This window comes from Aliirhizobium wenxiniae (assembly GCF_014201355.1).
Lineage (GTDB): Bacteria > Pseudomonadota > Alphaproteobacteria > Rhizobiales > Rhizobiaceae > Neorhizobium > Neorhizobium wenxiniae.
On the sequence record NZ_JACHEG010000001.1, the window covers coordinates 332,305 to 354,843 of the forward strand.

Sequence of the window (22,539 nt, forward strand, 5' to 3'; positions counted from 1 at the left end):
CCCCTTGGTTGACGCCTTGGGGCTTTGCTTTCAATCGTCTTCGGCTTCTCGTTTTTCCGTGCCGCCCGCTGTGTCGGAGACCATAAGTCTCTGTTTCTCAGCAAGAGCGAGAAGCCTCATTCCTTTTTCAGTCAGATAGCTGCGCCTGACCGCGCTTCCTGTTGGCTTCTCGTTGGCGGCGAGCTCATGAATAATCAATTTCGGAAATACGACATTATACAAAAACCTAGTACCCGGATTAGTTGCCCCCTGAACAACGCCGTTCACTAGACTATTTGAATATGAAGACATCAAGCTGGCCAAATCCTTCGTTGCGGGTGGCCGACCTGACACGTCTTCCGGCACAACGATTGAAGTAAGTCTCAGAATTTCCAACTTTTCTTCTAGATCATCATATGATCCGGATGTCTTGCCGCTTTTCTGCGCCGAGGTTTTTGCGGATTTAGCTGCGTCCAATTCCGCTCGGAGACGGGTAATTTCAGCATGCAGGGCAGAAGCGTCAACAATTTCCGCTGCGGACACCCAGCCAACTAGATCGGCTTTATGACCGAGTTCTCCGAGACTTTCGTGTATGGCAAGCTTGATATCGCGGTCATCAGAGAAAAATGCTGACATCGTGCTCAGCACCTTCTCACGAAATTTTTTCAGCGCTTGAGGATCGCTTTGCTCGAATACGGATGACCCGACCAGTTTTACCTTGGCCTCTAGAGCGGCTTCATTGATCACCACCGAAAACAACGGCTTCTTTTGCTCTACCGCGTAGTCGTATTCCATCTCGGTGTAGCTGACACCCGTAGCGGTATCTACAGAGCCGTAACGTCCGCCGAGAATCAGCATATAGACGTCAGATTCGTCTATCCATCGCTTGATGATCTCCCACTGCGACTTGTCGCTGGCAGTAAAAAGTTCCATGCCAGCGGGAATATGTCCCGCCTTTAGAATGGCTTGTACCGCAGCCTGTCGTTCAGACTGCAAATCAGTGAACGTACTGGAGACGAATACCTGAAGTTTTTTTCTCATGGGAAAATCCGCGCATTATCGAGTGATGTAACGTGTACTTATTCGAGCAACGCCTTCAACTACGCGCAAAAGTTATCAACAAACTACAAGAAAACATGGGGCCGCGAAAACCCTGAGGTTATGTCACTCGGAATTTTTTCGGCATAAGTGATTGATTTTATTATTAAATGGCGGATGGGGTGGGATTCGAACCCACGGTACGGTTCCCCGCACGACGGTTTTCAAGACCGTTGCCTTAAACCACTCGGCCACCCATCCAGACCGTTGCGCTTTATCGTCCATTGATCGCCCCGTCAACGGCAGCTGCGATGATAGGAGGGCGCGAAGGGCGACAATCATACGTCCCGCGTTGGGGTTATAGCTTTGCTTGATTGTGATTCTTGTCATGTTCACATGTGGAGAAGTTAAAGCAAAGTATAAGTTCCGGCGTGTTGCGTATTGGAACAGCAATAAAACGAACTGAATTTACCAATCATTAACCATAACCGTCTGAATTTTAACCATTCCACAGATTTCGTTCGCATTTCTGCCACGAACGAAGCAAAACCTGTTCAGTATTAGGCCTGAGTGGTTTCACGAGGGTGGGGTTGTGGTTGCGAATGGTACGGGTTGCGAGGCTCTGCATCATATTCGCACAATGCGAAATAGGGACGGACGAGTTTTGAGTTTGAGTGGCGGCAAACTTTCCCTCTGGTCTAAATGGCTTGGGATCAGCGTAATGTGTGCGACGATGGCATCCTGTGCCTCGACCAAGATGGCTGAAGCCCCGAAGAAGAAGGGTCACGGCAAGGAATATTTTGCCGAGTCGGAATATGGTGTGAAGGCCAGCCCGCGCGTCGTTGCGGACGGCAGGCCTGTTCCGAAGGGTGGTGGACGCTTCATGGTCGGACAGCCTTATGAGGTCAAGGGCAAGACCTACGTGCCCAAGGAAGACCCGAACTACAACAAGTCCGGCCTTGCTTCCTGGTATGGTTCTGCATTCCACGGTCGTCTAACCGCCAATGGCGAAGTGTATGACAGCTCGCATCTTTCGGCTGCGCATCCGACATTTCCTCTCCCGAGCTACGCCCGCGTAACCAATGTCGATACCGGTTCGTCCGTCGTCGTTCGCGTCAACGACCGCGGGCCATATCACCCGGGTCGCATCATCGACGTTTCGGACAAGACCGCAGAGATGATCGACATCAAGCAGACCGGTACCGGTCGAGTTAATGTCCAGTATCTTGGTCGTGCGCGAATGGATGGCGAGGATATGCCATTCCTGATGGCCTCCTATATTCGCAAGGGTGATCGCCTGCCGTCGTTCAACCCCGGCGGCCAGATTGCGAGCGGGGTAATGGTTGCATCTAACCAGCCCCTTGGTGATCAGTTGCAGAGTTACAGCTCGTCCATGCCGGCGGCCGCCTATGCCGGACGCAGCCCGAGCGCATCGCCTGCCAAGCGCCCGGCCGCCGAAAAGTTCGAACAGCAGACTGCGCAGATCGCATCTGTCACGCGCGCCGCTCCCGTGCCCGTCGAGCGCAAGGCCGCTCCTGCCGCCCGTCCCGTCCAGCAGGAGCGCGTTGTTGCTTATGCGTCGGCGCCAAGCCAGCCAAAGCCCGCACAACGTGTTCAGCCGGTGCAGCGTGTTCAGCAGCCGGTTCAGGCTCAAACGACTGAGACCGCCTATGCAGCGGAACCGCAGCAGGGCAAGGTTACACGCGTGATGTTCGGCAACGTGCTGCTGGAGCCGCCGAAGCCCGGCCAGAAATATTGACGCCGACTCTCGTCGACACACGAAACGATACTGACTTTTCATCACCCCGAAAGCCCGAAAGGTTTTTGGGGTGATTTTGTTTTCACGGATGCCATGTCGCTCTTAATTCACCATAAAAGACCTCTTGCTACTCTGAGCATGAATCGGATGGACTGCGGGGGAATGATGCGAAGTTTTCTGCTTTTGGTTTTTGTGCTGGCTGCGACCACATTGCAGGCGGCAGGGAACGTAATGGCGCAGGAAGCGCAGCCCGTTTTCGCGACAAAGGCGAAACAGGCGTATCTCATTGAGGCGGCGACGGGCACCGTGCTCTTGGCTGTCAACGAAAACCAGTCCTTTCCGGCAGCATCGCTTGCCAAGCTGATGACGATGGAAGTCGTTTTCGATGCCTTGAAAAGCGGCGCGATTTCGCCGGAGACGTTATATCCGGTCAGCGAATATGCCTGGCGCACGGGTGGTGCACCTTCCGGTACGACAACAATGTTTGCCGCGTTGAAATCGCAGGTGCCGGTGGCCGACCTGATGCGCGGCGTGATCATCCAGAATGCCAATGACGCCTGTATCATTCTGGCGGAGGGTATTGCTCGCTCGGAAGGTGAATTTGCGGCCCGCATGACGGCAAAGGCCAAGGATATCGGTCTGGCGCGCTCCACATTCGGCAATGCCACAGGTTTGCCTTATGCAGAAAGTTGGACCACCGCGCGCGATTTGGTCGAGCTTTCGCGGCATCTCTATCGAAACTATCCGGAATATTACCCTCTTTATGCTCAGCCGGATTTCGCCTGGAACAAGATATTCCAGCGCAACAAGAACCCGCTTTTGTCGCTTAATATGGGGGTAGACGGCTTGGGGGCGGGTTTTGCCGAAGGGACGGGTTATGCTCTAGCCGCGTCGGTCGCGAGAGATAATACCCGCCTCTTCCTCGCCCTCGGCGGCCTTGCCACGGACAAGGAGCGGACAGATGAAGCCAGACGCATTCTGGAATGGGGATTGTCCTCATTCGAGACCCGGGTCGTATTTAAGGCAGGAGAGGTGATCGGGCAGGCCAGCATATATGGAGGTGTTGAAAGCAAGGTTGACCTCGTTACGCGAGAACCTGTCGATATTTTCGCGCCGAAGAGCAACCCGGAAAGGCTGTCTGGACGGATCGTCTACAACTGGCCCCTGCGGGCGCCTGTCGCCCAGGGACGGGAGATCGCGACCTTGCGAATCTCGTCGGGGGACAGGGTGATCCGGGAAATCCCGCTGGAAGCTGCAGCTTCTGTGGAGGTTGGCGGTCTGAGAGCTCAGGCAAGCGATGCCCTGATGGAGCTACTGTTCTTTTGGCTTTGACGACACGTGAGGCATGCCGAAAGTCGTTCCGAATTTCTGGCCGATGCGCTATATGCCGTTCAGACATAGACAGGTTCAAAGACAAGCGTGACAGATCGTTCGGGCATATTCATCACCTTCGAGGGCGGCGAGGGGGTCGGCAAGTCGACCCAGATCCGCCGGTTGGCCGATCGGCTTCGCCGTGCCGGTTACGATGTGCTGGTGACACGCGAACCGGGCGGATCTCCGGGCGCAGAGGCCGTTCGGCACGTTCTCCTCAGTGGAGCAGCCGAAACCTTCGGGGTCCGCATGGAAGCGATCCTGTTTGCCGCCGCCCGCAACGATCATGTCGAAGAGGTTATTCGCCCTGCGCTGGAAACGGGCGCAGTCGTGCTCTGCGACCGATTCGTTGATTCCTCGCGCGTGTATCAGGGTGTCACCGGAAATCTCGAGCCAGGCTTCATCGAAGCCCTTCAGCGCATCGCCACAGACGGCGTCATGCCTGACCTCACCTTTATTCTCGATCTTCCGGCCGAGGCAGGTCTTGCCCGTGCACGCCGCCGTGGTGGCAGCGATGCGCCCGATCGTTTCGAGAAGGAAGAGGTAGATACGCATGAAAAGCGGCGGCAGGCCTATCTGGATATTGCAGCGGCCGAGCCGCGACGCTGCCGGGTTATAAACGCAGGTCGGCCGGAAGACGAAATCGCTGAGGAGATTTTCAAGCTGGTGGAAGCCGCGACCGAGGCGTCAGTCGCCGCGGAGCAGGTCTCGTGAGCGATAACGCAGCAAACATTCTTGACGGAGCCATTCACCCGGCCGCGAATACGCAGCTATTCGGCCATTCGGGCGCGCAGGAGTTTCTGGCGCGTAGCTATCGTACCGGCAAGTCGCATCATGCGATCCTGATCGAAGGGCCGGAAGGGATCGGCAAGGCGACGCTTGCCTTCCGTTTTGCCAATTACGTGCTCTCCAATCCCGAGCCAGGTCTCGCACCGGTGACAATTCCGGATCCCGACCCGTCGACGCCTATCAGCCGGCAGATCCTGTCTGGCGCCTCCCACAATCTGCTGCATCTGTCGCGGCCGGTCGACGACAAGACCGGCAAGGTGAAGAGCGCAATCACCGTCGACGAGGTGAGGCGGGCAGGGCACTTTTTCTCGCAGACCTCAGGTACCGGCAACCGGCGTATCGTCATCATCGATCCGGCCGATGACCTGAACCGGAACGCGGCCAACGCGATCCTGAAGATTTTGGAAGAACCGCCGCGCGGCGCCATGTTCCTGGTTCTGTCGCACGCCCCCGGCAAGCTTCTGCCGACGATCCGCTCCCGTTGCCAGACACTCAAGCTGTCACCGCTTGGAGACGACGATCTTGCCGGAGCCTTGAAAGCTCTCGGGCAGTCGCTTGACGGCGGCCAGTCGGCGGAGACGGTCCGGGCTCTCGCCAAGGGCAGCGTCGCGCGCGCGCTGAAGCTGAAGAATTATGGCGGGCTCGATATCATCGCCGCATTCGACGAGATCGTCTCCGGGGAGGGACCTTCTGCACGCAAGGCCATGCATCGGCTGGCCGATGTTCTGTCGGGCAAGGACAGCGAGGTCATCTTCACCTTCTTCCTCGAACATTTAAGCGAATATCTCGTGGAACAGGCCCGTGGTGCGGCGTTGCAGGGGCAGTTGGCGGTTGCCGACCGGCGGGCCAAGCTGGTCAGCGAGATCGTCGAGAAGATCACGGTGTCGACCGCCTATAATCTCGACAAGAAACAGACGCTTCTGTCGATCCTGGAAGCGGCAAAAGCGGCCTGACGATCGGTCGTTAACGGCTCCCATAAGGAAGTTTGGGTTTCGCATCAGGCAAACATGCGCTAAGAGCGGCATGACCCGCGCCGCTGTGCCGCGAAAAACCATTTTCCGAGTGTATCTATGTCCGACAAGACGCCCTTCTACATCACCACCGCGATTTCCTATCCGAACGGCAAGCCGCATATCGGCCATGCCTACGAACTGATCGCGACCGATGCCATGGCGCGCTTCCAGCGCCTTGATGGGAAAGACGTCTTCTTCCTGACAGGCACCGACGAACATGGTCAGAAGATGCAGCAGACCGCACGCAAGGAAGGCATTTCGCCTGAAGAGCTGGCAGAGCGCAATTCCAATGAATTCCGCGCCATGGGCAAGGTACTCAACGCCTCGAACGACGATTTCATCCGCACCACCGAGCCGCGCCATCATGAGGCGTGCCAGATCATGTGGAACCGGCTGGCCGACAATGGCGACATCTACAAGGACAGCTATGCCGGCTGGTATTCCGTCCGTGACGAAGCCTATTACGCCGAGGACGAAACGGAAGTTCGCGACGGCGTGCGTTACGGCGGGCAGGGGACGCCGGTCGAGTGGGTTGAGGAGTCGAGCTACTTCTTCAAGCTTTCGGCCTATCAGGACCGGTTGCTGAAGCTTTACGAGGAACAGCCCGACTTCATCGGCCCGGCCGAGCGTCGCAACGAAATCATCTCCTTCGTCAAATCCGGCCTGAAGGATCTTTCGATCTCGCGCACGACCTTCGACTGGGGCGTGAAGGTTCCCAACGACCCGGAACACGTCATGTATGTGTGGGTCGATGCGTTGACCAATTATGTGACCGCGACCGGCCTTCTGACCGATGAAAACGGTCCGCGGGCGAAATTCTGGCCGGCGGATGCGCATATCATCGGCAAGGACATCATCCGCTTCCACACGGTCTACTGGCCCGCCTTCCTGATGTCGGCCAAGCTGCCTCTGCCCAAGCGCGTCTATGCGCATGGTTTCGTGCTGGCCAAGGGTGGCGAGAAGATGTCGAAGTCGCTCGGCAACGTGCTCGATCCGTTCGAGCTGATCGAACATTTCGGTCTCGACGCGATCCGCTATTACCTGATGCGCGAAATCTCCTTCGGCCAGGACGGTTTCTGCAGCGAAGAAGCGATCGGCATCCGTATCAATGCCGACCTTGCCAACGGTATCGGCAACCTTGCCAGCCGTTCGCTGTCGATGATCGTCAAGAATTGCGAAGGCCAGATCCCGACGCCGGGCGAACTGACCGAGGCCGACCGCGAGATGCTTGCTTCCGCCGATGCGCTGATTGCCACCTGCCGCGAGGAGATGGGCAAGCAGATGATCCACAAGGCGCTGGCGGCAATCATCGCCGTCGTCTCCGAAACCGACCGGTATTTCGCCGGCCAGCAGCCTTGGGCATTGAAGAAGACCGATCCGGAGCGGATGGGTACGGTTCTTTATGTCACGGCCGAGGTCGTGCGCCAGATCGCCATTCTGCTGCAGCCGTTCATGCCGGAATCCTCGACCAAACTGCTCAATCTTGTCGCCGCTTCTGAGGACGCACGGGATTTCGCAACCCTGGGCGAAGTCGGACGCCTGAAGCCAGGCACCGTGCTTGAAGCGCCAACTCCGGTCTTCCCGCGTTATGTCGCGCCCGCGGCAACGGCCTGAGAAAGAAAAGGATGGTCCGGCATGTCAGCCGGACCGTCGCCCATATTGCAGTCAAGGTTTGAATAACGTGTCCATGCTGATCGATACCCATTGCCATCTGGATTTTGCCGAGTTCGATGAGGAGCGCGACCAGCTCATCGAGCGAGCGCATGAGGCCGGCGTGAAGCAGATGGTGACGATCTCCACGCGCGTGAAGAAACTCGAGACGCTGCTGGCAATTGCGGAAAAATACCCATCCGTCTTCTGCTCTGTCGGTACGCACCCGAACAATGCCGGCGAGGAATTGGATATCCAGGCGGAAGACCTGATCCGGCTCGCCAATTCGCATGAAAAGATCGTGGCGATCGGTGAAGCCGGTCTCGACTATTTCTATGACACGCAGACGCCGGCTGACCAGAAGACCGGCCTTGGCCGGCATATTGAAGCGGCGCGTGTGACCAACCTTCCGCTGGTTATCCATAGCCGCAGCGCTGACGAAGACATGATCGAGATCCTTACTGCAGAGAGCGGGAAGGGGGCATTTCCATTCATTCTGCACTGCTTTTCTGCCGGACCCGACCTCGCCCGCACCGGTGTTGAACTCGGTGGCTACGTGTCCTTTTCAGGCATCCTGACTTTTCCAAAATCCCAGGACATCCGCGACATAGCAAAGACCGTGCCGCTGGACCGGCTGCTGGTGGAAACAGACGCACCGTTTCTTGCGCCGAAGCGCTGGCGCGGCAAGCGCAACGAGCCATCCTATGTGGTCAATACTGCCGAGGTTCTGGCCGAGGTCCATGGCGTCAGCTACGACGAGATGGCTGCGATCACGACGGAAAACGCGTTCCGCTGCTTCTCCAAGATGCCGAGGCTTTAAAGCGTGCCCGAAGCCTCAAACGGATACCGCAGGCGTTTCACCATTCTTGGCTGTTCGTCATCGCCGGGTGTGCCGCGGCTGAATGGCGACTGGGGCGCCTGCGATCCTGACAATCCAAAAAACCGCCGCACGCGCACGGCCTTTCTCGTCGAACAGATTGCTCCGGATGGCGGCCGCACGATCGTTGCAGTCGATACCGGGCCTGATTTTCGTGAGCAGATGATTGCGGCCAGGGTGCCGCGGATCGACGCAGTTCTCTATACGCATGCCCATGCCGACCATCTGCACGGCATTGATGACCTGCGTGGCTACGTTCTCTTGCAGAAGCACCGGATACCGATCTACGCCGATCCGCTGACGATGGAACGCATCCACCAAGGCTTCGGTTATTGCCTGGAAACGCCGCCCGGCGGAAATTATCCGCCGATCGTGACACCGGTCCTGATCGACAATCTCGACGACGAGATCGTGGTCGACGGCGCCGGCGGACCGATCCGGTTCCATGCGCATATGCAGGCCCATGGCGACGTTCATTCGTTGGGCTTCAGGATCGGTGACGTCGCTTACTGCACGGATGTAAGCGATTTTCCGGCAGAGAGCATCGAGCGGCTTTCCGGGCTCGACATGCTGATCATCGACGCGCTGCAATATAAGCGGCATCCGAGCCATCTCTCGTTGGAGCAGGCTCTCGACTGGATCGCACGCCTTGGCGCAAAGCGCGCCATTCTCACGCATATGCATATTCCGCTCGACTATCAGAACGTGATGAATGAGACGCCGGACCATGTAGAGCCGGCATATGACGGATTGAGTTTCGAGATCGCTGTGCCGAGCAGCGATTTATAAGGGCGTTTCAAGGGAGCTTGGCAAGTCTCTGATCATCCTTCAACATAAATTTGTTCCATAATCTATCTTATGCGATCTTTGCGTATGGGCCGGGTGGGTTCAAGGATGAAGTGCGCCGAAGACATTCTCTCCGTGTTGCACTTTACGTTTAAGCTAATTCGTTTGTCGCAGCCTTCGCCCCGCCCGATGAATTCGAGAACTCAGACAAACTTCGTCCGGCCGATGGAAAATACATAAGCCTGTCCTAAATGACCAAGTGGCCAGTTTGTCCCCTTGTACTGCTGAACTGATGTTCGGCTTGGCTAACTCTGCTCGTTTAAGCCTAGCATGCCAATTCGTGCAAACCTGATGATTTTGAACTCGTCAGCGCCTCGCTCGTGAGGCTCGCAAAATGGAGGAAAGAACCATGGTGAGTGGTCAACTGAAAGCTTTGCTCGGCGTTCTTGCCGTCGCCGGATATCAGAACAGAGACAAGATCGCGGAAATGCTGCGCGGAATACAGAACCCGCAGGCTGGAGACCCGAATATCGCACAACCGGATGGTCGATCGTCACAGCCACAGACGGCAGGACTGGATGATCTGTTCGGCAAGTTAGCCGGCGGCGGCGGTGCCGGTGGGCTCGGCGGCTTGGGCGGCCTTCTTGGCGGACTTGCGTCCGGCGGGATTCTCAGCGGCGGTCTGGGCGATCTCCTGAAGACGTTCCAGCAGAACGGGCTTGGAGAAAAGGCCGAATCCTGGGTAAATCCAGGCGCGAATGAGGATATCGACGACGTTCAACTCGAACAGGCAATCGGACCCGATGTGCTCGAAGAGCTTTCGACGAAGACTGGCCTTTCGCGAGAAGAGATCCTCGCGCGCCTGAGCAAGGATCTGCCGCGTGCGGTCGACGATCTGACGCCGGGCGGCCACCTACCCCGTGACGACGGGGATTTTAGGACCGCCTGAAATCCTGCGTCCGTGAGAGGTCGAGTCTTGCAACATGACGTCCTGTCGGCCGAAATATTCCGTCCGATCAATTGTATTAGAGCCGCGGCAAACTCGAAAAGCGATGCAAGTCGTGTTTTTGAGCACGCTCCTTGGATTGCGCGAGGCAGGGGCTTAAGGCCCTGCCCGCCTACCAGCGAACGCAACCAGCGCGTCAGCTGAAAGCCGGTAGCGGATCCATTCGCTCTGCGGTTCAGCACCAATGGCGTCATAGACCTTGATTGCCGGTTCGTTCCAGTCGAGCACGCTCCATTCGAAACGGCCACAGCCGTTCTCCAGAGCGATCTGCGCCAGTCGTTGCAGCAAAGCCTTGCCGGCTCCAAGGCCCCGCGCGCTCGGCGTGACGTAGAGGTCCTCCAGATACAGGCCGTTGCGGGCCTGCCAGGTGGAGTAGTTGAAGAACCAGATCGCCATGCCGATCGCCTGCCCGTCCCTTTCGCAGATCAGCGCTTGCGTCACCGAACGGGGACCGAAGATCGATTGTTCAATCGTCTCGACGGTGGCCGCCACTTCGTGCTCGGCTTTTTCATAGATCGCAAGTTCGCGAATGAAGCCGAGCAGGGTAGCGGCATCGCCACGCGTGGCGGGGCGAATAGAGAGTGACATCAATAGTCTCCGGAAATCAGTTTAAAATCTGGATGAGGCTGCCGAGCCTACTCGGCGGCGTCCTGGATCTCGGGAATTTCGAGCTCGTAGGCATAACCGTCGAGCATGCCATAGGCCTGTTCGATCGTCTTGATCTCGGCTTCGGATTTGGAGATCGCCTCTCCGATCGTCTCGCAACGTGCCTTCAGCATGCGCCCCAGCACGTCGGTTCCTGGCTTGCGGCCCATCCGGTCCATGTGATTGCGGATGCGTGCGCGATGCCGTTCCATCTCCAGGATGTGAAAGCGGGCGCTGACGATCCGGTCGGTCAACTTGCGGCGCATGGAGGCGACGGGATCGAAGGAGCCCGGTTCGCGTTCGTCGAGGATCATCTCGTTGACGAGCGTTTCCAGAATGACGAGACCCTGAAGGTCCCTGGTATCCGCCAGTTCCGGATCATAGCCGGTATCGTCGAAAACCTTGCGGCGTACGGGATCGAGCAGTAGTTCATAGGCCCGCTTCAGGTCGCCAAAGGTCTCCTGGTCGCCGCCGGCGTCAGGATGAGCCGTCTTCACACGCTTCCTGTAGGCGGATTTTACCGCCGCGTTATCTGCGTCTCGCGAAAGGCCCAGAATGTCATAGGGGTCGATCAAGGAGCGTCACCTGTCTTCGGCATGTCATGCTTGGAGCAATCATAGTCGTAAGCGTTAAGCCCCGACGGCTCAACCCCTTACCCATTCTTATGGCCAATTATGGGCGGCTTCTTACCCTGCCCGGCTTTGCCCACAGTTATTGTTTTCTGAAGCGAAACGGGCGTTTACCTTCCGCAACCGGCGCCATCAGGAAACTTATCAAAACGCAGGGCAGCAGCACCAGGAAGGTCGCGGTCAGGCTCACATGCTCGGCAATGAAGCCGAGAAGCGGCGGAATGCCGATGGTTGACAACATCAAGGTCAGGGCGAGAGCCGCCAGGTTTTCCGATGGCTGCCCCTTGCCGAGCGCGATCGTGGTGGCGACCGCCAGCGGGAAGGCCAGAGCGATGCCACAGCCGATCAAAAAGAGTGCCACGCCCGCATATATGTAGGAAGGAGACGTAACCAGGAGCACGATGCCGACTGCAACTGTCACCGCCGACATGCGGATCAGCGCCAGCGCGCCAAACCGATCGCGCAGCATGTCGCCCATCATTCGGGTTGCGCCCATGCCGATGGTGAATGCGGCGTAGAGCGTGCCGGCGAGCGCCGGATCGACACGCAATTCCTCGCGCAGGAAGAAGATGCCCCAGTCATAAATCGCGCCCTCGACGATGCAGAGGCCGAAGACCATGACGCAGATCAGCAGGATGGTGCGATCCGGCAGGACATAGGCGGAACGGCGTTTTTTCGTGGGTACGGAAGGCGGGTCGGCGGGTGTCAGCAGGAAAACCGTGAGACAGGCGAGGAGAACAAGGACAGTCGCCATGCTCTGCTGGATTGTCGGGGAAATCCCCTCCTCCGCCAGAAAACCGGACGCAAGCGAACCGACCAGAAGGCCGACCGACCAGAAACCATGGCTGCGCGACAAAACCTTGACGCCCGTGCGTGCTTCGATACCGGCAGAGATCATGTTCGCCGCGACGTCGAAAATGGTGCGGAAAAAGCCAAATAGAAAGAAACAGAGAATGAAACCCGGCAGCGGAAAGATCGTCAGAAGCGGACTCAGGAGCGCCACGATCGGCAGCATGGTGACGGCGGTCAGACGCGGCGTCAGGCGATCAGTGATGCGACCGGCGATCGGCAGGGCGAGAAAAGTCCCGACGGGAGCGCTGAGAAGCGCGAGGCCAAGCACCGCCTTGTCGACTTGAAGGGTTTCCTGAATGGAAGGCAGGCGGGTGAAAAGTGAAATGAAGAGAAGGGCATTGCTGAAATAGAGCAAGGCCGGGGGCAGAAGAGTCATAAAGGGTATCCGATCGAATCAGGCACGGCATTCGTCGCAAAAGGTCACGGGAACAACAAGCGCGTATGACAGGACCCTGCCCTGCGTTACAAAGCAGCCGGCTTCAATTACACGCGATCTGCCGATAAATTTCGCATGCCCATCTTTTCAGCGATCGGAAACGCGCTACCATCAATCCTCCTGCTGGAGAACGTCTGATGGTTGCTCGCTTTGCTTCACTCGTTGCCACTCTGGTGCTTGTCGCTCCTCCGATCGTCCACGCCGAGGACCCGGCCTTGCAGGCCCAATCGGTGATTTCAGAACAGATAAGGGCGCTGATGCGGGACGATGCGGAGAAGGCCTACTCATACGCCTCCCCCGATATCCGCATGATGTATCCCGACAAGAACGCATTCCTGACGATGGTGCAGAAGAATTACGAGGCGGTCTATCACGCCGGCAACTATGCCTTCGGCCGCTCTAAACTGGTCGGTGGCGGCGAGATGGTGTTTCAGGAAGTGATGATCACCGGCCCGGGCGGCAAGGACTGGACCGCGATCTACGAGATGCGGCTTATGGACGACGGCAGCTACAAGGTGAATGGCGTCAGGATGATGAAAAACTCAACGAGCACCGGCATCTGACGAGCAACAGTTGCTAAAGCGGCGCGGCCGACATCATCTCATCCGCATCGTCCCGAGTGAGGCCGATGACGCGGCGCGCTATATCGGAGCCGAAGCCGTTACGCGCGAAGGAAGACAGTTCCTTGATGATCCGCTTTTCATCAGCGTCCTCGCGCCGATAAGGGCCGAAGCCGCGGCGTCGCGCATAGGCGAGCGCGGCCTGGAGGTCATCTGCATCCTCAAGTGCTACCGCAGCGGTTTCCGAGGTTATGCCCTTTTCCTGCAGCTTTCGTTGAAGCATGCGCCGGGAGCGACCCGTCCGGACGCCGGAACGAACCTTGGTCTCGGCATAATTCGCATCGTCGAGGCAACCAAGGGTACGGCCGCATTCGAGAGCGGCCGTTGCCAAGATCTGCAGGTCTTCGTCGGAAATATCCTCAAATTTCTGCCTGGCCTTGCGCCTGATGGCATCGGCGAGTTCTCGTTCCGACATCATCCGGCGCGACAGCCGGTAGATGGCGGAATTGCGCGCCCAGCTAAGCATGCGAGGCGTGACGCCGAGTACCTGATCCTGTTCGCTCTCGCCGCTCACGCCTGCAAAACTCCTCAGAGCGGGTCGATATCGCCCTTGGCCCAGTTTTCCTGGGTTTCGGCGTAAAAGTCGGCGAACCGGCCTTCCTCGATCGACTGGCGGATGCCCTTCATCAGGTCCTGATAGTAGTTCAGGTTGTTCCAGGAGAGCAGCATGCCGCCCAGCGCCTCGTCGGAGCGAATGAGGTGATGCAGATAGGCGCGGGAATAATCACGCGCTGCCGGGCAGTTGGACTCTTCGTCCAGCGGGCGCATATCCTCGGCATGGCGGGCATTGCGGATGTTGACGCGGCCGCGGCGGGTGAATGCCAGGCCATGACGACCAGAGCGGGTCGGCATGACGCAGTCGAACATGTCGATACCGCGGGCAACCGATTTCAACATGTCGTCCGGCGTGCCGACGCCCATCAGGTAACGCGGCTTTTCGGTCGGCAGGACGGGAAGCGTCGTTTCCAGCATGGAAAGCATGACATCCTGCGGCTCTCCCACGGCAAGGCCACCAACCGCATAGCCCTTGAGATCGAGCTGTTTCAGGCCTTCTGCAGAGCGAATGCGCAGTGCGGGCTGATCGCCGCCCTGAACGATGCCGAACATCGCCTTGCCGGGCTGATCGCCGAAAGCAACGCGGCAACGCTCGGCCCAGCGCAGCGACAGTTCCATCGCGCGTTCGATCTCCCGCGGCTCGGCCGGCAGCGCCACGCATTCGTCGAGCTGCATCTGGATATCGGAGCCGAGCAGGCCCTGAATTTCGATCGAGCGCTCCGGCGACATGTGGTGCAGCGAGCCGTCGACATGGCTCTTGAAGGTCACGCCCTTTTCGTCGAGCTTGCGCAGGCCCGACAGCGACATGACCTGGAAACCGCCCGAATCCGTCAGGATCGGACCATCCCAGCGGATCAGCTTGTGGAGGCCGCCGAGGCGCGCGACGCGTTCGGCGCCGGGGCGCAACATCAGGTGATAGGTATTGCCGAGGATGATGTCGGCGCCTGTGTCCTTGACCTGGTCGAGATACATCGCCTTGACGGTGCCGACAGTGCCGACCGGCATGAAGGCAGGGGTGCGGATCACGCCGCGCGGCATGGAGACTTCGCCAAGGCGGGCACCGCCATCGGTCTTCTTCAGGGTCAACTGGAAATTCTCGGTGCTCATCTAGTCTTTCCGAAATAGCAGGCTGGAATCGCCGTAGGAATAAAAGCGATAGCCCGTCTTGATGGCATGGGCATAGGCGTCCTGCATCGTCTCCAGGCCGCAAAAGGCCGAGACGAGCATGAACAGGGTGGATTTAGGCAGGTGGAAATTGGTCATCAGCATATCCACCGCCTTGAAGCGATAACCGGGCGTGATGAAGATGCCGGTCGGGCCGCTCCACGGCTCGATCGTGCCGTCATCGGCGGCAGCGCTTTCGATCAGCCGCAGCGAGGTGGTGCCGACGCAGACGATGCGCCCGCCCCTCGCCTTCACGGCATTTAGCCTTTCGGCCGTCTCGGCACTGACATAGCCGATTTCCTGATGCATCTTGTGATCGACCGTATCGTCAACCTTCATCGGCAGGAAAGTGCCGGCGCCGACATGCAGGGTAACGAAATGCCGTTCGATGCCGGCGGCATCGAGTTTTGCGAAAAGATCAGGGGTAAAATGCAGGCCTGCGGTCGGTGCTGCGACAGCGCCTTCCTCGCGGGCATAGATGGTCTGATAGTCCTGCCGGTCCTTCTCATCCTCAGCGCGCTTGGCGGCGATATAGGGCGGCAGCGGGATATGGCCGACGGACATGATCGCCTCGTCGAGCGCCGGGCCGGAACGATCGAAGCGCAGCGTGACTTCGCCGCCCTCGCCTTTTTCCTCGACAGTCGCCATCAGCGAACCGAGAAGGCAGGTTTCGGAACCGTGGCCGAATTCGATGCGGTCGCCGATCTTGATACGCTTGCCGGGCTTGGCAAATGCCTTCCAGACGTCGGGTTCGGTGCGCATGTGCAGCGTTGCCGAAACCTGCTGGCCACCTGCGCCTTCACGATGCCTGATGCCTTCGAGCTGCGCCGGAATAACCTTGGTATCGTTGAACACCAGCGCATCGCCGGGCTTCAGGAAATCGGCGAGCTCCGTGACGCGGTGATCCGCGAGAACCGGGTCGGCATCCGGGCGCACGACGAGAAAACGCGCGCTGTCACGCGGGTTTTCGGGCCGCAGAGCAATGTTTTCTTCCGGCAGATCGAAATCGAAAAGTTCGACACGCATGGTGTGGTTTCGGGCCTGTTCTTGAAATGCGTAAGCCCGCCCCGCCCTTCAAAGGACGGAGCGGGCCAAAAGCGAAAGCGCGACTTAGACGTCGGCGGCGACGCGGACCGAGACGATCGAATCCGGATCCTGCACCGGCTCGCCCTTCTTGATCTGGTCGATGATGTCCATGCCTTCGATGACCTGGCCCCAGACGGAATACTGCTTGTTCAGCCACGGAGCGTCGGTGAAGCAGATGAAGAACTGCGAGTTGGCGGAGTTCGGGTTCTGCGAACGGGCCATGGAGCAGGTGCCGCGAACGTGCGGAACAGCCGAGAATTCAGCCTGCAGATCCGGCTTTTCGGAGCCGCCCATGCCGGCGCGCGACGGGTTGAAGCTTTCGCCGCCCTTCTTGCCGAACTTGACGTCACCGGTCTGCGCCATGAAATCGGGGATAACGCGGTGGAAGACTACGCCGTCATAGGCTTCTTCACGAGCCAGTTCCTTGATGCGGGCAACGTGGCCCGGTGCAAGGTCCGGCAGAAGCGAGATCACGACCTTGCCCTTGGTGGTTTCCATGATGAGGGTGTTTTCGGGATCCTTGATCTCCGCCATGTGTATCTCCTTGCTTGCCTCTCGGGCTTTCTTCTAGTGGAAAATCACGGCTTTGTGCCGTTACTTATTGGTGCCGTTATTTCTTGGTGACTGTGACCTTGATCATCTTGTCGGGGTTGCTGACTTCGCCATTGCCGCCCTCGCCGCGCTTAATCTTGTCGACGAATTCCATGCCGGACTGAACCTGGCCGACGACCGTATACTGGCCGTTCAGGAAGGCACCTTCGTCAAACATGATGAAGAACTGCGAATTGGCCGAGTTCGGGCTCTGAGACCGCGCCATGCCGACGGTGCCGCGCTTGAACGGGACCTTGGAGAATTCCGCCGGAATATCCGGCATCTCGGAACCGCCCATGCCGGCACGCTTCGGGTTAAACTTCGCACCGCCCTGCTTGCCGAACTCGACGTCGCCCGTCTGGGCCATGAAGCCGTCGATGACGCGGTGGAAGACGACATTGTCATATTCGCCCTTGGAAGCGAGCGCCTCGATCTGGGCGACATGCTTCGGCGCAACTTCCGGCGCGAGCTTGATAACAACCGGACCGTCCTTCAACTGGATGGTCAGCAGATCGTCTGCATAGGCGGCACCCGCCATGGATGCGAAGGCGACCAGACCGGCAAAGGCAGTGTGAAGCAATTTCATTGGAAACTCCATGGTTTCTAAACAAATCAGCGCGCAAATCTCGATTTCAAGGCCGCGAGCACGGTTGGCGGTACAAAAGCTGCCACATCGCCGCCCATTGCAGCGATCTGGCGGACCAATGTGGCGGTTATGGGCCGAGAGGCCGTGCCGGCCGGCAGGAAGACCGTCTGCACGTCAGGCGCCATCTGACGGTTCATGCCGGCCATCTGCATTTCGTAATCCAGATCCGTCCCGTCACGCAGGCCGCGGATCAGAAGTCTTGCGCCATTGGCGCGGGCAGCATCTACAACGAGGCGATCAAAGGAAACGACATCTATATTGGCCGCCCTTTCCGGCAACGCCTCCTCGAGCGACGCACGGATGAGTTCCGCCCGTTCTTCGAAGGAAAACAGCGGTGTCTTGCCAGGATGGACGCCGATCGCGACGATCACGCGGTCGGCGACCTGCAGTGTCTGAACCAGAACATCCAGATGCCCGTTCGTCATCGGATCGAACGATCCGGGATAGAAAGCGGTCGTCATGCCTAGGCCCAGCCCCTGACTTTGCCGTTTAAGATTCCCCGGCCTTTTGTCACGTCGCCCCCTCGTCTGCAAGGGTCAGAGGCTATCGATGCCGTGAATGCAAGATGAACGGGCCATTCAAGGTCGTTTCAGCGGTAGTTTGTTTTACTCCAGATCAGCGGCAGGGCTTCCTGCCCGATCATGGAGAGAAAAATGCTGGTTATGGTCGTTCTTGGTGCTGTTCTTGCTGCGTTTCTTATTGAAGGCGCCCTTTTTGCCCTGGAACAGAACGACGCCTGACAAATGCAAAAGATGAACGCCAGATGAACGGCCCTTTCAGGGAGGCTTCAGCGGCGTTCAGTTAAGTTCTCTCAAAATGCGGTGGAACCCGTGTGTGCTTGATGCGCCGGGACCAGTTAAGAAGGAATGCGGATATGTTTAAGCGGAACCCGATGATGCTCGACAAGGTCACCATGATCAACGTCGTCTGGACGTCTATGATTGCAGTGATGCTGACGGCAACGGTTACCCTTTACCAGAACAAGTCCGATCCGTCGGAAATGAACTACTCGCAGATGACCGGTCGTTATCAGGACGTATCCTTTTACTAATCGGGCCGCATAGGCCCAAGCCCGAGAGGCAGGCCATGTTCGAGACCCTGGTTGCTCTTGCTATCCTGATTAGTAGTTTGTGTGTCGTATCGGTGGCACTGATGGTTTCCGCGCTTCACCGCCTGCGCGGAGACATTGAAGAGTTTGCCCGCAGACATAGCGCCTTCTGAAAGGTCTGCATGGCTCCGGCTTTACACAGACCAAAGTCACCACAGAGTGTCAGACAGTTAAAATTCAAAAGCCGGAGAACATGTTCTCCGGCTTTTTTCGTATCTGACTTCAAGTTGGGATCAAGCGGCGCGCATCACGCGCCGCTATCGTCACCTTCCGGTGCCGGATCGTCGGCGGAGGCGGTGCCTGCGGCATCGACGCCATTTTCCTCTTCGCCCTCGACGCCGTTCTCTTCGTCGTTTTCCGGCTCACTGATACGCTCGACGGAGACAACCTTCTCATCCTTGGCGGTGGAGAAGATCGTGACACCCTTGGTCGCGCGGCTGGCAATACGAATGCCGTTGACCGGAACGCGGATCAGGACGCCACCATCGGAAACCAGCATGATCTGGTCTGCTTCGTCGATCGGGAAGGCCGCAACCTGTTCGCCGATTTCCGCGGTCTTGGACGTATCGGTGGCGCGGATACCCTTGCCGCCACGGCCCGATGTGCGGAAGTCGTAAGAGGACGAACGCTTGCCATAACCCTTTTCCGACACAGTCAGAACGAACTGCTCGCGAGACTTCAGGTATTCGTAACGTTCATCGGAGAGCTGTCCCTCTTCGGTGACTTCCTCACCAACCAGAGCGATTTCCTCCTCGTCGACGCCTGCGGCGCGACGCTCTGCAGCGGAGCGCTTGAGATAGGCAGCACGTTCCCACGGCTCGGCATCGACATGGTTGACGATGGTCATCGAGATGATGCGGTCGCCATCGGCCAGATTGATACCGCGAACACCGATCGAATTACGGCCGGCAAACACGCGGACTTCATCGACCGGGAAGCGGATCGCCTGACCGAGCGCCGTCGTCAGAAGCACGTCGTCACCCGGGATAGCGAGATCATGGTTCGGCGCCGTGCAGGTCTCGACGGAGAGGATTTCGTCACCCTCTTCCTCGAGTTTCATGGCGATCTTGCCGTTGCGGTTGACCTGGACGAAATCGGACAGCTTGTTACGGCGAACCGTACCGCGCGTCGTCGCGAACATGACGTCTAGGTTTTCCCACGTTGCCTCGTCTTCCGGCAGAGGCATGATCGTGGTGATTCGCTCGCCGGCTTCCAGTGGAAGCATGTTAATCAAGGCCTTGCCGCGCGACTGCGGGGTGCCGATCGGCAGGCGGTAGACCTTTTCCTTGTAGACGATGCCACGCGAGGAGAAGAACAGGACCGGCGTATGCGTGTTGACCACGAACAGGCGCGATACGAAATCCTCGTCGCGCGTCGCCATGCCGGAGCGGCCCTTGCCGCCACGACGCTGGGCGCGGTAGGTGTTGAGCGGAACGCGCTTGATATAGCCGAGATGCGAGACCGTCACCACCATCTCTTCGCGGGCGATGAGGTCTTCATCGTCCATGTCGAGGCCGGCATCCATGATCTGGGTGCGGCGCGGCGTGCCGAATTCGTCACGGACGGCTGCGAGCTCTTCCTTGACGATGGTCTGGATACGAACCCGCGACGAGAGGATGTCGAGATAATCGGAAATCTCGGCGCCGATCTTGTTCAACTCGTCGGCGATTTCATCGCGTCCGAGAGCTGTCAGGCGGGCCAGACGCAGTTCGAGAATGGCGCGGGCCTGTTCCTCGGACAGATTGTAGGTCGCGTCCTCGTTGATCTTGTGGCGCGGGTCATCGATCAGCCGGATCAGGCCTTCGACGTCATGCGCGGGCCAGCGGCGCGTCATCAACTGCTCGCGGGCGCTTGCCGGATCTGGCGCGCGGCGGATCAGCTGGATGACTTCGTCGATATTGGCAACCGCGATCGCAAGACCGACCAAGACATGGGCGCGTTCACGCGCCTTGCGCAGCAGGTATTTGGTGCGGCGGCTGACGACTTCCTCGCGGAAGGAACAGAAGGCGCGCAGCATGTCGAGCAGCGTCAGCTGTTCCGGCTTGCCGCCGTTCAGCGCCACGATATTGCAGCCGAACGAGGTCTGCAGTGGCGTGTAGCGATAAAGCTGGTTGAGAATGACATCGGCATTCGCATCGCGCTTCAGCTCGATGACGACGCGATAGCCCTGGCGGTCAGACTCGTCGCGCAGGTCGGAAATGCCCTCGATGCGCTTGTCCTTGACCAGTTCGGCCATCTTTTCGATCATCGTCGCCTTGTTCACCTGATAGGGAACTTCGGTGATGATGATCTGCTCGCGGTCGCCGCGCATCGGTTCGATCGTGGCAAGGCCACGCATCATGACCGAGCCGCGACCCGTCTCATAAGCCGAGCGGATACCGTTCTTGCCGAGAATCATTGCGCCGGTCGGAAAATCCGGACCGGGGATGATATCCATCATCTCGGGCAGTTCGATCGCCGGATTGTCGATCAGCGCGATACAGCCGTTGATGACTTCGGAGAGATTGTGCGGCGGGATATTGGTGGCCATGCCGACGGCGATGCCGCCCGCTCCATTGACCAGCAGGTTGGGAAACTTGGCCGGAACCACGACCGGCTCCGACATGGTGCCGTCGTAGTTGTCGCGAAAATCGACGGTTTCCTTGTCGAGGTCGTCGAGCAGCGCATGCGCCACCTTTTCCAAACGGCACTCGGTGTAACGCTGGGCCGCTGGCGGATCGCCGTCGATCGAGCCGAAATTGCCCTGACCGTCGATCAGAGGCATGCGCAAGGACCAGTCCTGCGCCATACGGGCCAAAGCGTCATAGATCGCCGAGTCGCCGTGCGGATGGTATTTACCCATCACGTCACCGGTAACGCGGGCGCTCTTGACGTATTTCTTGTTCCAGTCGAGCCCCAGCTCGTTCATCCCGTAGAGAATGCGGCGATGGACCGGCTTCAGGCCGTCACGAACATCAGGAAGCGCGCGGCTGACGATGACGCTCATGGCGTAATCGAGATAGGAGCGCTGCATCTCCTCCATGATGGAAATGGGTTCGATGCCTGGGGGCAGCTTTCCGCCGCCGGGTGTGCTTTGCTCAGTCAAATCGGATCACGATCTCTGTACGGAATCAGTTGCATTTTTATAGCGGAAAGAGGTAACGAGCGCCAATTTCCGCAAGGGTTTTGAACAGCTTTCGACGCCATTCAAGGCAAGACTTTGTCCATCACCGCGCGTGCGGCAATGGTCTCGCCTTTCCCATAAGCCGGGAGTGTCCTAACAATCATCTACCGGGTTCGCAAGGAACTCGAACCGTCAAGGAATTATATATGGCAACTGCCGATGCGCTGATCAACGCAATGACGACAATGCTGGTAACGCTGGATCCACCCGGCCTCGCCCCGGTCTTCCTTGGTTTGACGGTCGGAATGAGTGCCGCACAGCGCAAGCAGGTCGCCCTGCGCGGCTCGATCATCGGCTTCGGCATCCTGACCGTGTTCGCGCTGTTCGGTGCCGGCGTGCTCGGCCTGCTCGGCATCTCGATGGGAGCTTTCCGCATTGCCGGCGGCATGCTGCTCTTCTGGATTTCCTTCGAAATGGTCTTCGAGAAGCGGCAGGAGCGCAAGGAAAAGACCTCGCAGGCCGCCATCACCATCGACCATATCCGCGACCTCGCCGTGTTTCCGCTGGCGATCCCGCTGATTGCCGGTCCCGGCGCGATTTCCGCCACGGTTCTGCTTGCCGGCACGTTCACGAGCGTATTTGACCGCGCGCTTCTGATCTCCGTCATCGCCCTGATGATGCTTATTCTCTATGTGACGCTGCTGCTTGCCGAAAGGCTGGACCGCATCTTGGGCGTTACCGGCCGCGCTATCCTGACCCGGCTTCTCGGCGTGCTTCTGGCCGCACTTTCGGTGCAATTCGTGGTGGACGGCGTTCGCGCAGCATTCAATCTCTGA

At 58.5% G+C, this 22,539-nt stretch carries 23 protein-coding genes and 1 tRNA gene; 12 read left to right on the forward strand and 12 right to left on the reverse strand.

The annotated features are described in order from the left end of the window. Positions 1-30: 30 nt before the first annotated feature. Positions 31-1,020, reverse strand: coding sequence for a DUF4062 domain-containing protein (locus tag HNQ72_RS01715; protein ID WP_183989287.1), 990 nt, complete (start codon positions 1,018-1,020; stop codon positions 31-33). A gap of 168 nt (positions 1,021-1,188) precedes the next feature. Continuing rightward, positions 1,189-1,278: transfer RNA gene (locus HNQ72_RS01720), tRNA-Ser, on the reverse strand. A 379-nt stretch (positions 1,279-1,657) separates the two neighbouring features. Here HNQ72_RS01720 and HNQ72_RS01725 point away from each other — a divergent pair. The 8 genes from HNQ72_RS01725 to HNQ72_RS01760 all read left to right on the forward strand — a co-directional run bounded on the left by HNQ72_RS01725 (position 1,658) and on the right by HNQ72_RS01760 (position 10,211). Next, entirely contained in the window at positions 1,658-2,776 is a 1,119-nt protein-coding gene (locus HNQ72_RS01725) for a septal ring lytic transglycosylase RlpA family protein (protein ID WP_183989288.1), read from the forward strand. Between the two features lie 165 nt (positions 2,777-2,941). Further along, positions 2,942-4,108, forward strand: a complete 1,167-nt coding sequence (locus HNQ72_RS01730) for a D-alanyl-D-alanine carboxypeptidase family protein (RefSeq protein ID WP_183989289.1) — start codon at positions 2,942-2,944, stop codon at positions 4,106-4,108. An 87-nt stretch (positions 4,109-4,195) separates the two neighbouring features. After that, entirely contained in the window at positions 4,196-4,861 is a 666-nt protein-coding gene (gene tmk, locus HNQ72_RS01735) for a dTMP kinase (RefSeq protein WP_183989290.1), read from the forward strand. Further along, positions 4,858-5,889: a DNA polymerase III subunit delta' gene (locus HNQ72_RS01740; protein WP_183989291.1), complete on the forward strand. Its 1,032-nt coding sequence runs from the start codon at positions 4,858-4,860 to the stop codon at positions 5,887-5,889. The genes tmk and HNQ72_RS01740 overlap by 4 nt, the downstream gene beginning before the upstream one ends. 117 nt (positions 5,890-6,006) lie before the next feature. Further along, positions 6,007-7,563, forward strand: coding sequence for a methionine--tRNA ligase (metG, locus tag HNQ72_RS01745; protein ID WP_183989292.1), 1,557 nt, complete (start codon positions 6,007-6,009; stop codon positions 7,561-7,563). 73 nt (positions 7,564-7,636) lie between these two features. After that, entirely contained in the window at positions 7,637-8,419 is a 783-nt protein-coding gene (locus HNQ72_RS01750) for a TatD family hydrolase (RefSeq protein ID WP_183989293.1), read from the forward strand. Between the two features lie 3 nt (positions 8,420-8,422). After that, on the forward strand, positions 8,423-9,265 hold the full coding sequence (locus HNQ72_RS01755) for an MBL fold metallo-hydrolase (RefSeq protein WP_183989294.1): 843 nt from the start codon (positions 8,423-8,425) through the stop codon (positions 9,263-9,265). Between the two features lie 406 nt (positions 9,266-9,671). Then, a complete protein-coding gene (locus HNQ72_RS01760; RefSeq protein ID WP_183989295.1) occupies positions 9,672-10,211 on the forward strand; it encodes a YidB family protein in 540 nt (179 codons plus the stop codon). 153 nt (positions 10,212-10,364) lie between these two features. Here HNQ72_RS01760 and HNQ72_RS01765 read toward each other — a convergent pair whose 3' ends face one another. From HNQ72_RS01765 to HNQ72_RS01775, 3 genes are all read right to left on the reverse strand, one after another. Continuing rightward, on the reverse strand, positions 10,365-10,856 hold the full coding sequence (locus tag HNQ72_RS01765; RefSeq protein WP_183989296.1) for a GNAT family N-acetyltransferase: 492 nt from the start codon (positions 10,854-10,856) through the stop codon (positions 10,365-10,367). Between the two features lie 47 nt (positions 10,857-10,903). Continuing rightward, positions 10,904-11,488: a J domain-containing protein gene (locus HNQ72_RS01770; RefSeq protein ID WP_183989297.1), complete on the reverse strand. Its 585-nt coding sequence runs from the start codon at positions 11,486-11,488 to the stop codon at positions 10,904-10,906. 136 nt (positions 11,489-11,624) lie between these two features. After that, the gene (locus HNQ72_RS01775; RefSeq protein WP_183989298.1) at positions 11,625-12,770 is read right to left on the reverse strand and encodes an MFS transporter; all 1,146 of its coding nucleotides are present in this window, start codon (positions 12,768-12,770) and stop codon (positions 11,625-11,627) included. A gap of 197 nt (positions 12,771-12,967) precedes the next feature. Here HNQ72_RS01775 and HNQ72_RS01780 point away from each other — a divergent pair, with 197 nt between their 5' ends. Further along, on the forward strand, positions 12,968-13,393 hold the full coding sequence (locus HNQ72_RS01780) for a DUF4864 domain-containing protein (protein ID WP_183989299.1): 426 nt from the start codon (positions 12,968-12,970) through the stop codon (positions 13,391-13,393). 13 nt (positions 13,394-13,406) lie between these two features. Here the strand turns inward: HNQ72_RS01780 and HNQ72_RS01785 are convergent, their stop codons facing one another. The 6 genes from HNQ72_RS01785 to coaD form a co-directional block, all read right to left on the reverse strand. After that, entirely contained in the window at positions 13,407-13,964 is a 558-nt protein-coding gene (locus tag HNQ72_RS01785) for a regulatory protein RecX (protein WP_244654265.1), read from the reverse strand. A gap of 14 nt (positions 13,965-13,978) precedes the next feature. Continuing rightward, positions 13,979-15,112, reverse strand: a complete 1,134-nt coding sequence (gene tgt, locus HNQ72_RS01790) for a tRNA guanosine(34) transglycosylase Tgt (RefSeq protein ID WP_183989300.1) — start codon at positions 15,110-15,112, stop codon at positions 13,979-13,981. After that, positions 15,113-16,195 carry a tRNA preQ1(34) S-adenosylmethionine ribosyltransferase-isomerase QueA gene (gene queA, locus HNQ72_RS01795; RefSeq protein ID WP_183989301.1) on the reverse strand — a complete coding sequence of 361 codons (1,083 nt, stop codon included), beginning with the start codon at positions 16,193-16,195 and terminating at the stop codon, positions 15,113-15,115. A gap of 84 nt (positions 16,196-16,279) precedes the next feature. Beyond that, positions 16,280-16,789, reverse strand: coding sequence for a peptidylprolyl isomerase (locus HNQ72_RS01800; RefSeq protein ID WP_148144361.1), 510 nt, complete (start codon positions 16,787-16,789; stop codon positions 16,280-16,282). Between the two features lie 76 nt (positions 16,790-16,865). Continuing rightward, the gene (locus HNQ72_RS01805; RefSeq protein WP_183989302.1) at positions 16,866-17,432 is read right to left on the reverse strand and encodes a peptidylprolyl isomerase; all 567 of its coding nucleotides are present in this window, start codon (positions 17,430-17,432) and stop codon (positions 16,866-16,868) included. 26 nt (positions 17,433-17,458) lie between these two features. Then, positions 17,459-17,953, reverse strand: a complete 495-nt coding sequence (gene coaD / locus HNQ72_RS01810) for a pantetheine-phosphate adenylyltransferase (RefSeq protein WP_183989303.1) — start codon at positions 17,951-17,953, stop codon at positions 17,459-17,461. A gap of 413 nt (positions 17,954-18,366) precedes the next feature. Between coaD and HNQ72_RS01815 the strand changes: the two genes are divergently transcribed. Continuing rightward, positions 18,367-18,543 carry a hypothetical protein gene (locus tag HNQ72_RS01815; protein WP_183991429.1) on the forward strand — a complete coding sequence of 59 codons (177 nt, stop codon included), beginning with the start codon at positions 18,367-18,369 and terminating at the stop codon, positions 18,541-18,543. 35 nt (positions 18,544-18,578) lie between these two features. Further along, positions 18,579-18,713, forward strand: coding sequence for a hypothetical protein (locus HNQ72_RS30910; RefSeq protein WP_280518254.1), 135 nt, complete (start codon positions 18,579-18,581; stop codon positions 18,711-18,713). Between the two features lie 134 nt (positions 18,714-18,847). On the opposite strand, the gene gyrA is transcribed toward HNQ72_RS30910, so the two are convergent. After that, on the reverse strand, positions 18,848-21,685 hold the full coding sequence (gene gyrA / locus HNQ72_RS01820) for a DNA gyrase subunit A (RefSeq protein ID WP_183989304.1): 2,838 nt from the start codon (positions 21,683-21,685) through the stop codon (positions 18,848-18,850). A gap of 224 nt (positions 21,686-21,909) precedes the next feature. Between gyrA and HNQ72_RS01825 the strand changes: the two genes are divergently transcribed. Then, positions 21,910-22,539 (forward strand): MarC family protein, encoded by a 630-nt coding sequence (locus HNQ72_RS01825; RefSeq protein WP_183989305.1) that lies wholly within the window; start codon positions 21,910-21,912, stop codon positions 22,537-22,539.

Coding starts and splice junctions, on each gene's coding strand:
- HNQ72_RS01715 (WP_183989287.1), bottom strand. CDS start 1,020: ATGAGAAAAAAACTTCAGGTATTCGTCTCCAGTACGTTCACTGATTTG.
- HNQ72_RS01725 (WP_183989288.1), top strand. CDS start 1,658: ATGCGAAATAGGGACGGACGAGTTTTGAGTTTGAGTGGCGGCAAACTT.
- HNQ72_RS01730 (WP_183989289.1), top strand. CDS start 2,942: ATGCGAAGTTTTCTGCTTTTGGTTTTTGTGCTGGCTGCGACCACATTG.
- metG (WP_183989292.1), top strand. CDS start 6,007: ATGTCCGACAAGACGCCCTTCTACATCACCACCGCGATTTCCTATCCG.
- HNQ72_RS01750 (WP_183989293.1), top strand. CDS start 7,637: ATGCTGATCGATACCCATTGCCATCTGGATTTTGCCGAGTTCGATGAG.
- HNQ72_RS01760 (WP_183989295.1), top strand. CDS start 9,672: ATGGTGAGTGGTCAACTGAAAGCTTTGCTCGGCGTTCTTGCCGTCGCC.
- HNQ72_RS01765 (WP_183989296.1), bottom strand. CDS start 10,856: ATGTCACTCTCTATTCGCCCCGCCACGCGTGGCGATGCCGCTACCCTG.
- HNQ72_RS01775 (WP_183989298.1), bottom strand. CDS start 12,770: ATGACTCTTCTGCCCCCGGCCTTGCTCTATTTCAGCAATGCCCTTCTC.
- HNQ72_RS01780 (WP_183989299.1), top strand. CDS start 12,968: ATGGTTGCTCGCTTTGCTTCACTCGTTGCCACTCTGGTGCTTGTCGCT.
- tgt (WP_183989300.1), bottom strand. CDS start 15,112: ATGAGCACCGAGAATTTCCAGTTGACCCTGAAGAAGACCGATGGCGGT.
- queA (WP_183989301.1), bottom strand. CDS start 16,195: ATGCGTGTCGAACTTTTCGATTTCGATCTGCCGGAAGAAAACATTGCT.
- HNQ72_RS01800 (WP_148144361.1), bottom strand. CDS start 16,789: ATGGCGGAGATCAAGGATCCCGAAAACACCCTCATCATGGAAACCACC.
- HNQ72_RS01805 (WP_183989302.1), bottom strand. CDS start 17,432: ATGAAATTGCTTCACACTGCCTTTGCCGGTCTGGTCGCCTTCGCATCC.
- coaD (WP_183989303.1), bottom strand. CDS start 17,953: ATGACGACCGCTTTCTATCCCGGATCGTTCGATCCGATGACGAACGGG.
- HNQ72_RS01815 (WP_183991429.1), top strand. CDS start 18,367: ATGTTTAAGCGGAACCCGATGATGCTCGACAAGGTCACCATGATCAAC.
- HNQ72_RS30910 (WP_280518254.1), top strand. CDS start 18,579: ATGTTCGAGACCCTGGTTGCTCTTGCTATCCTGATTAGTAGTTTGTGT.
- HNQ72_RS01825 (WP_183989305.1), top strand. CDS start 21,910: ATGGCAACTGCCGATGCGCTGATCAACGCAATGACGACAATGCTGGTA.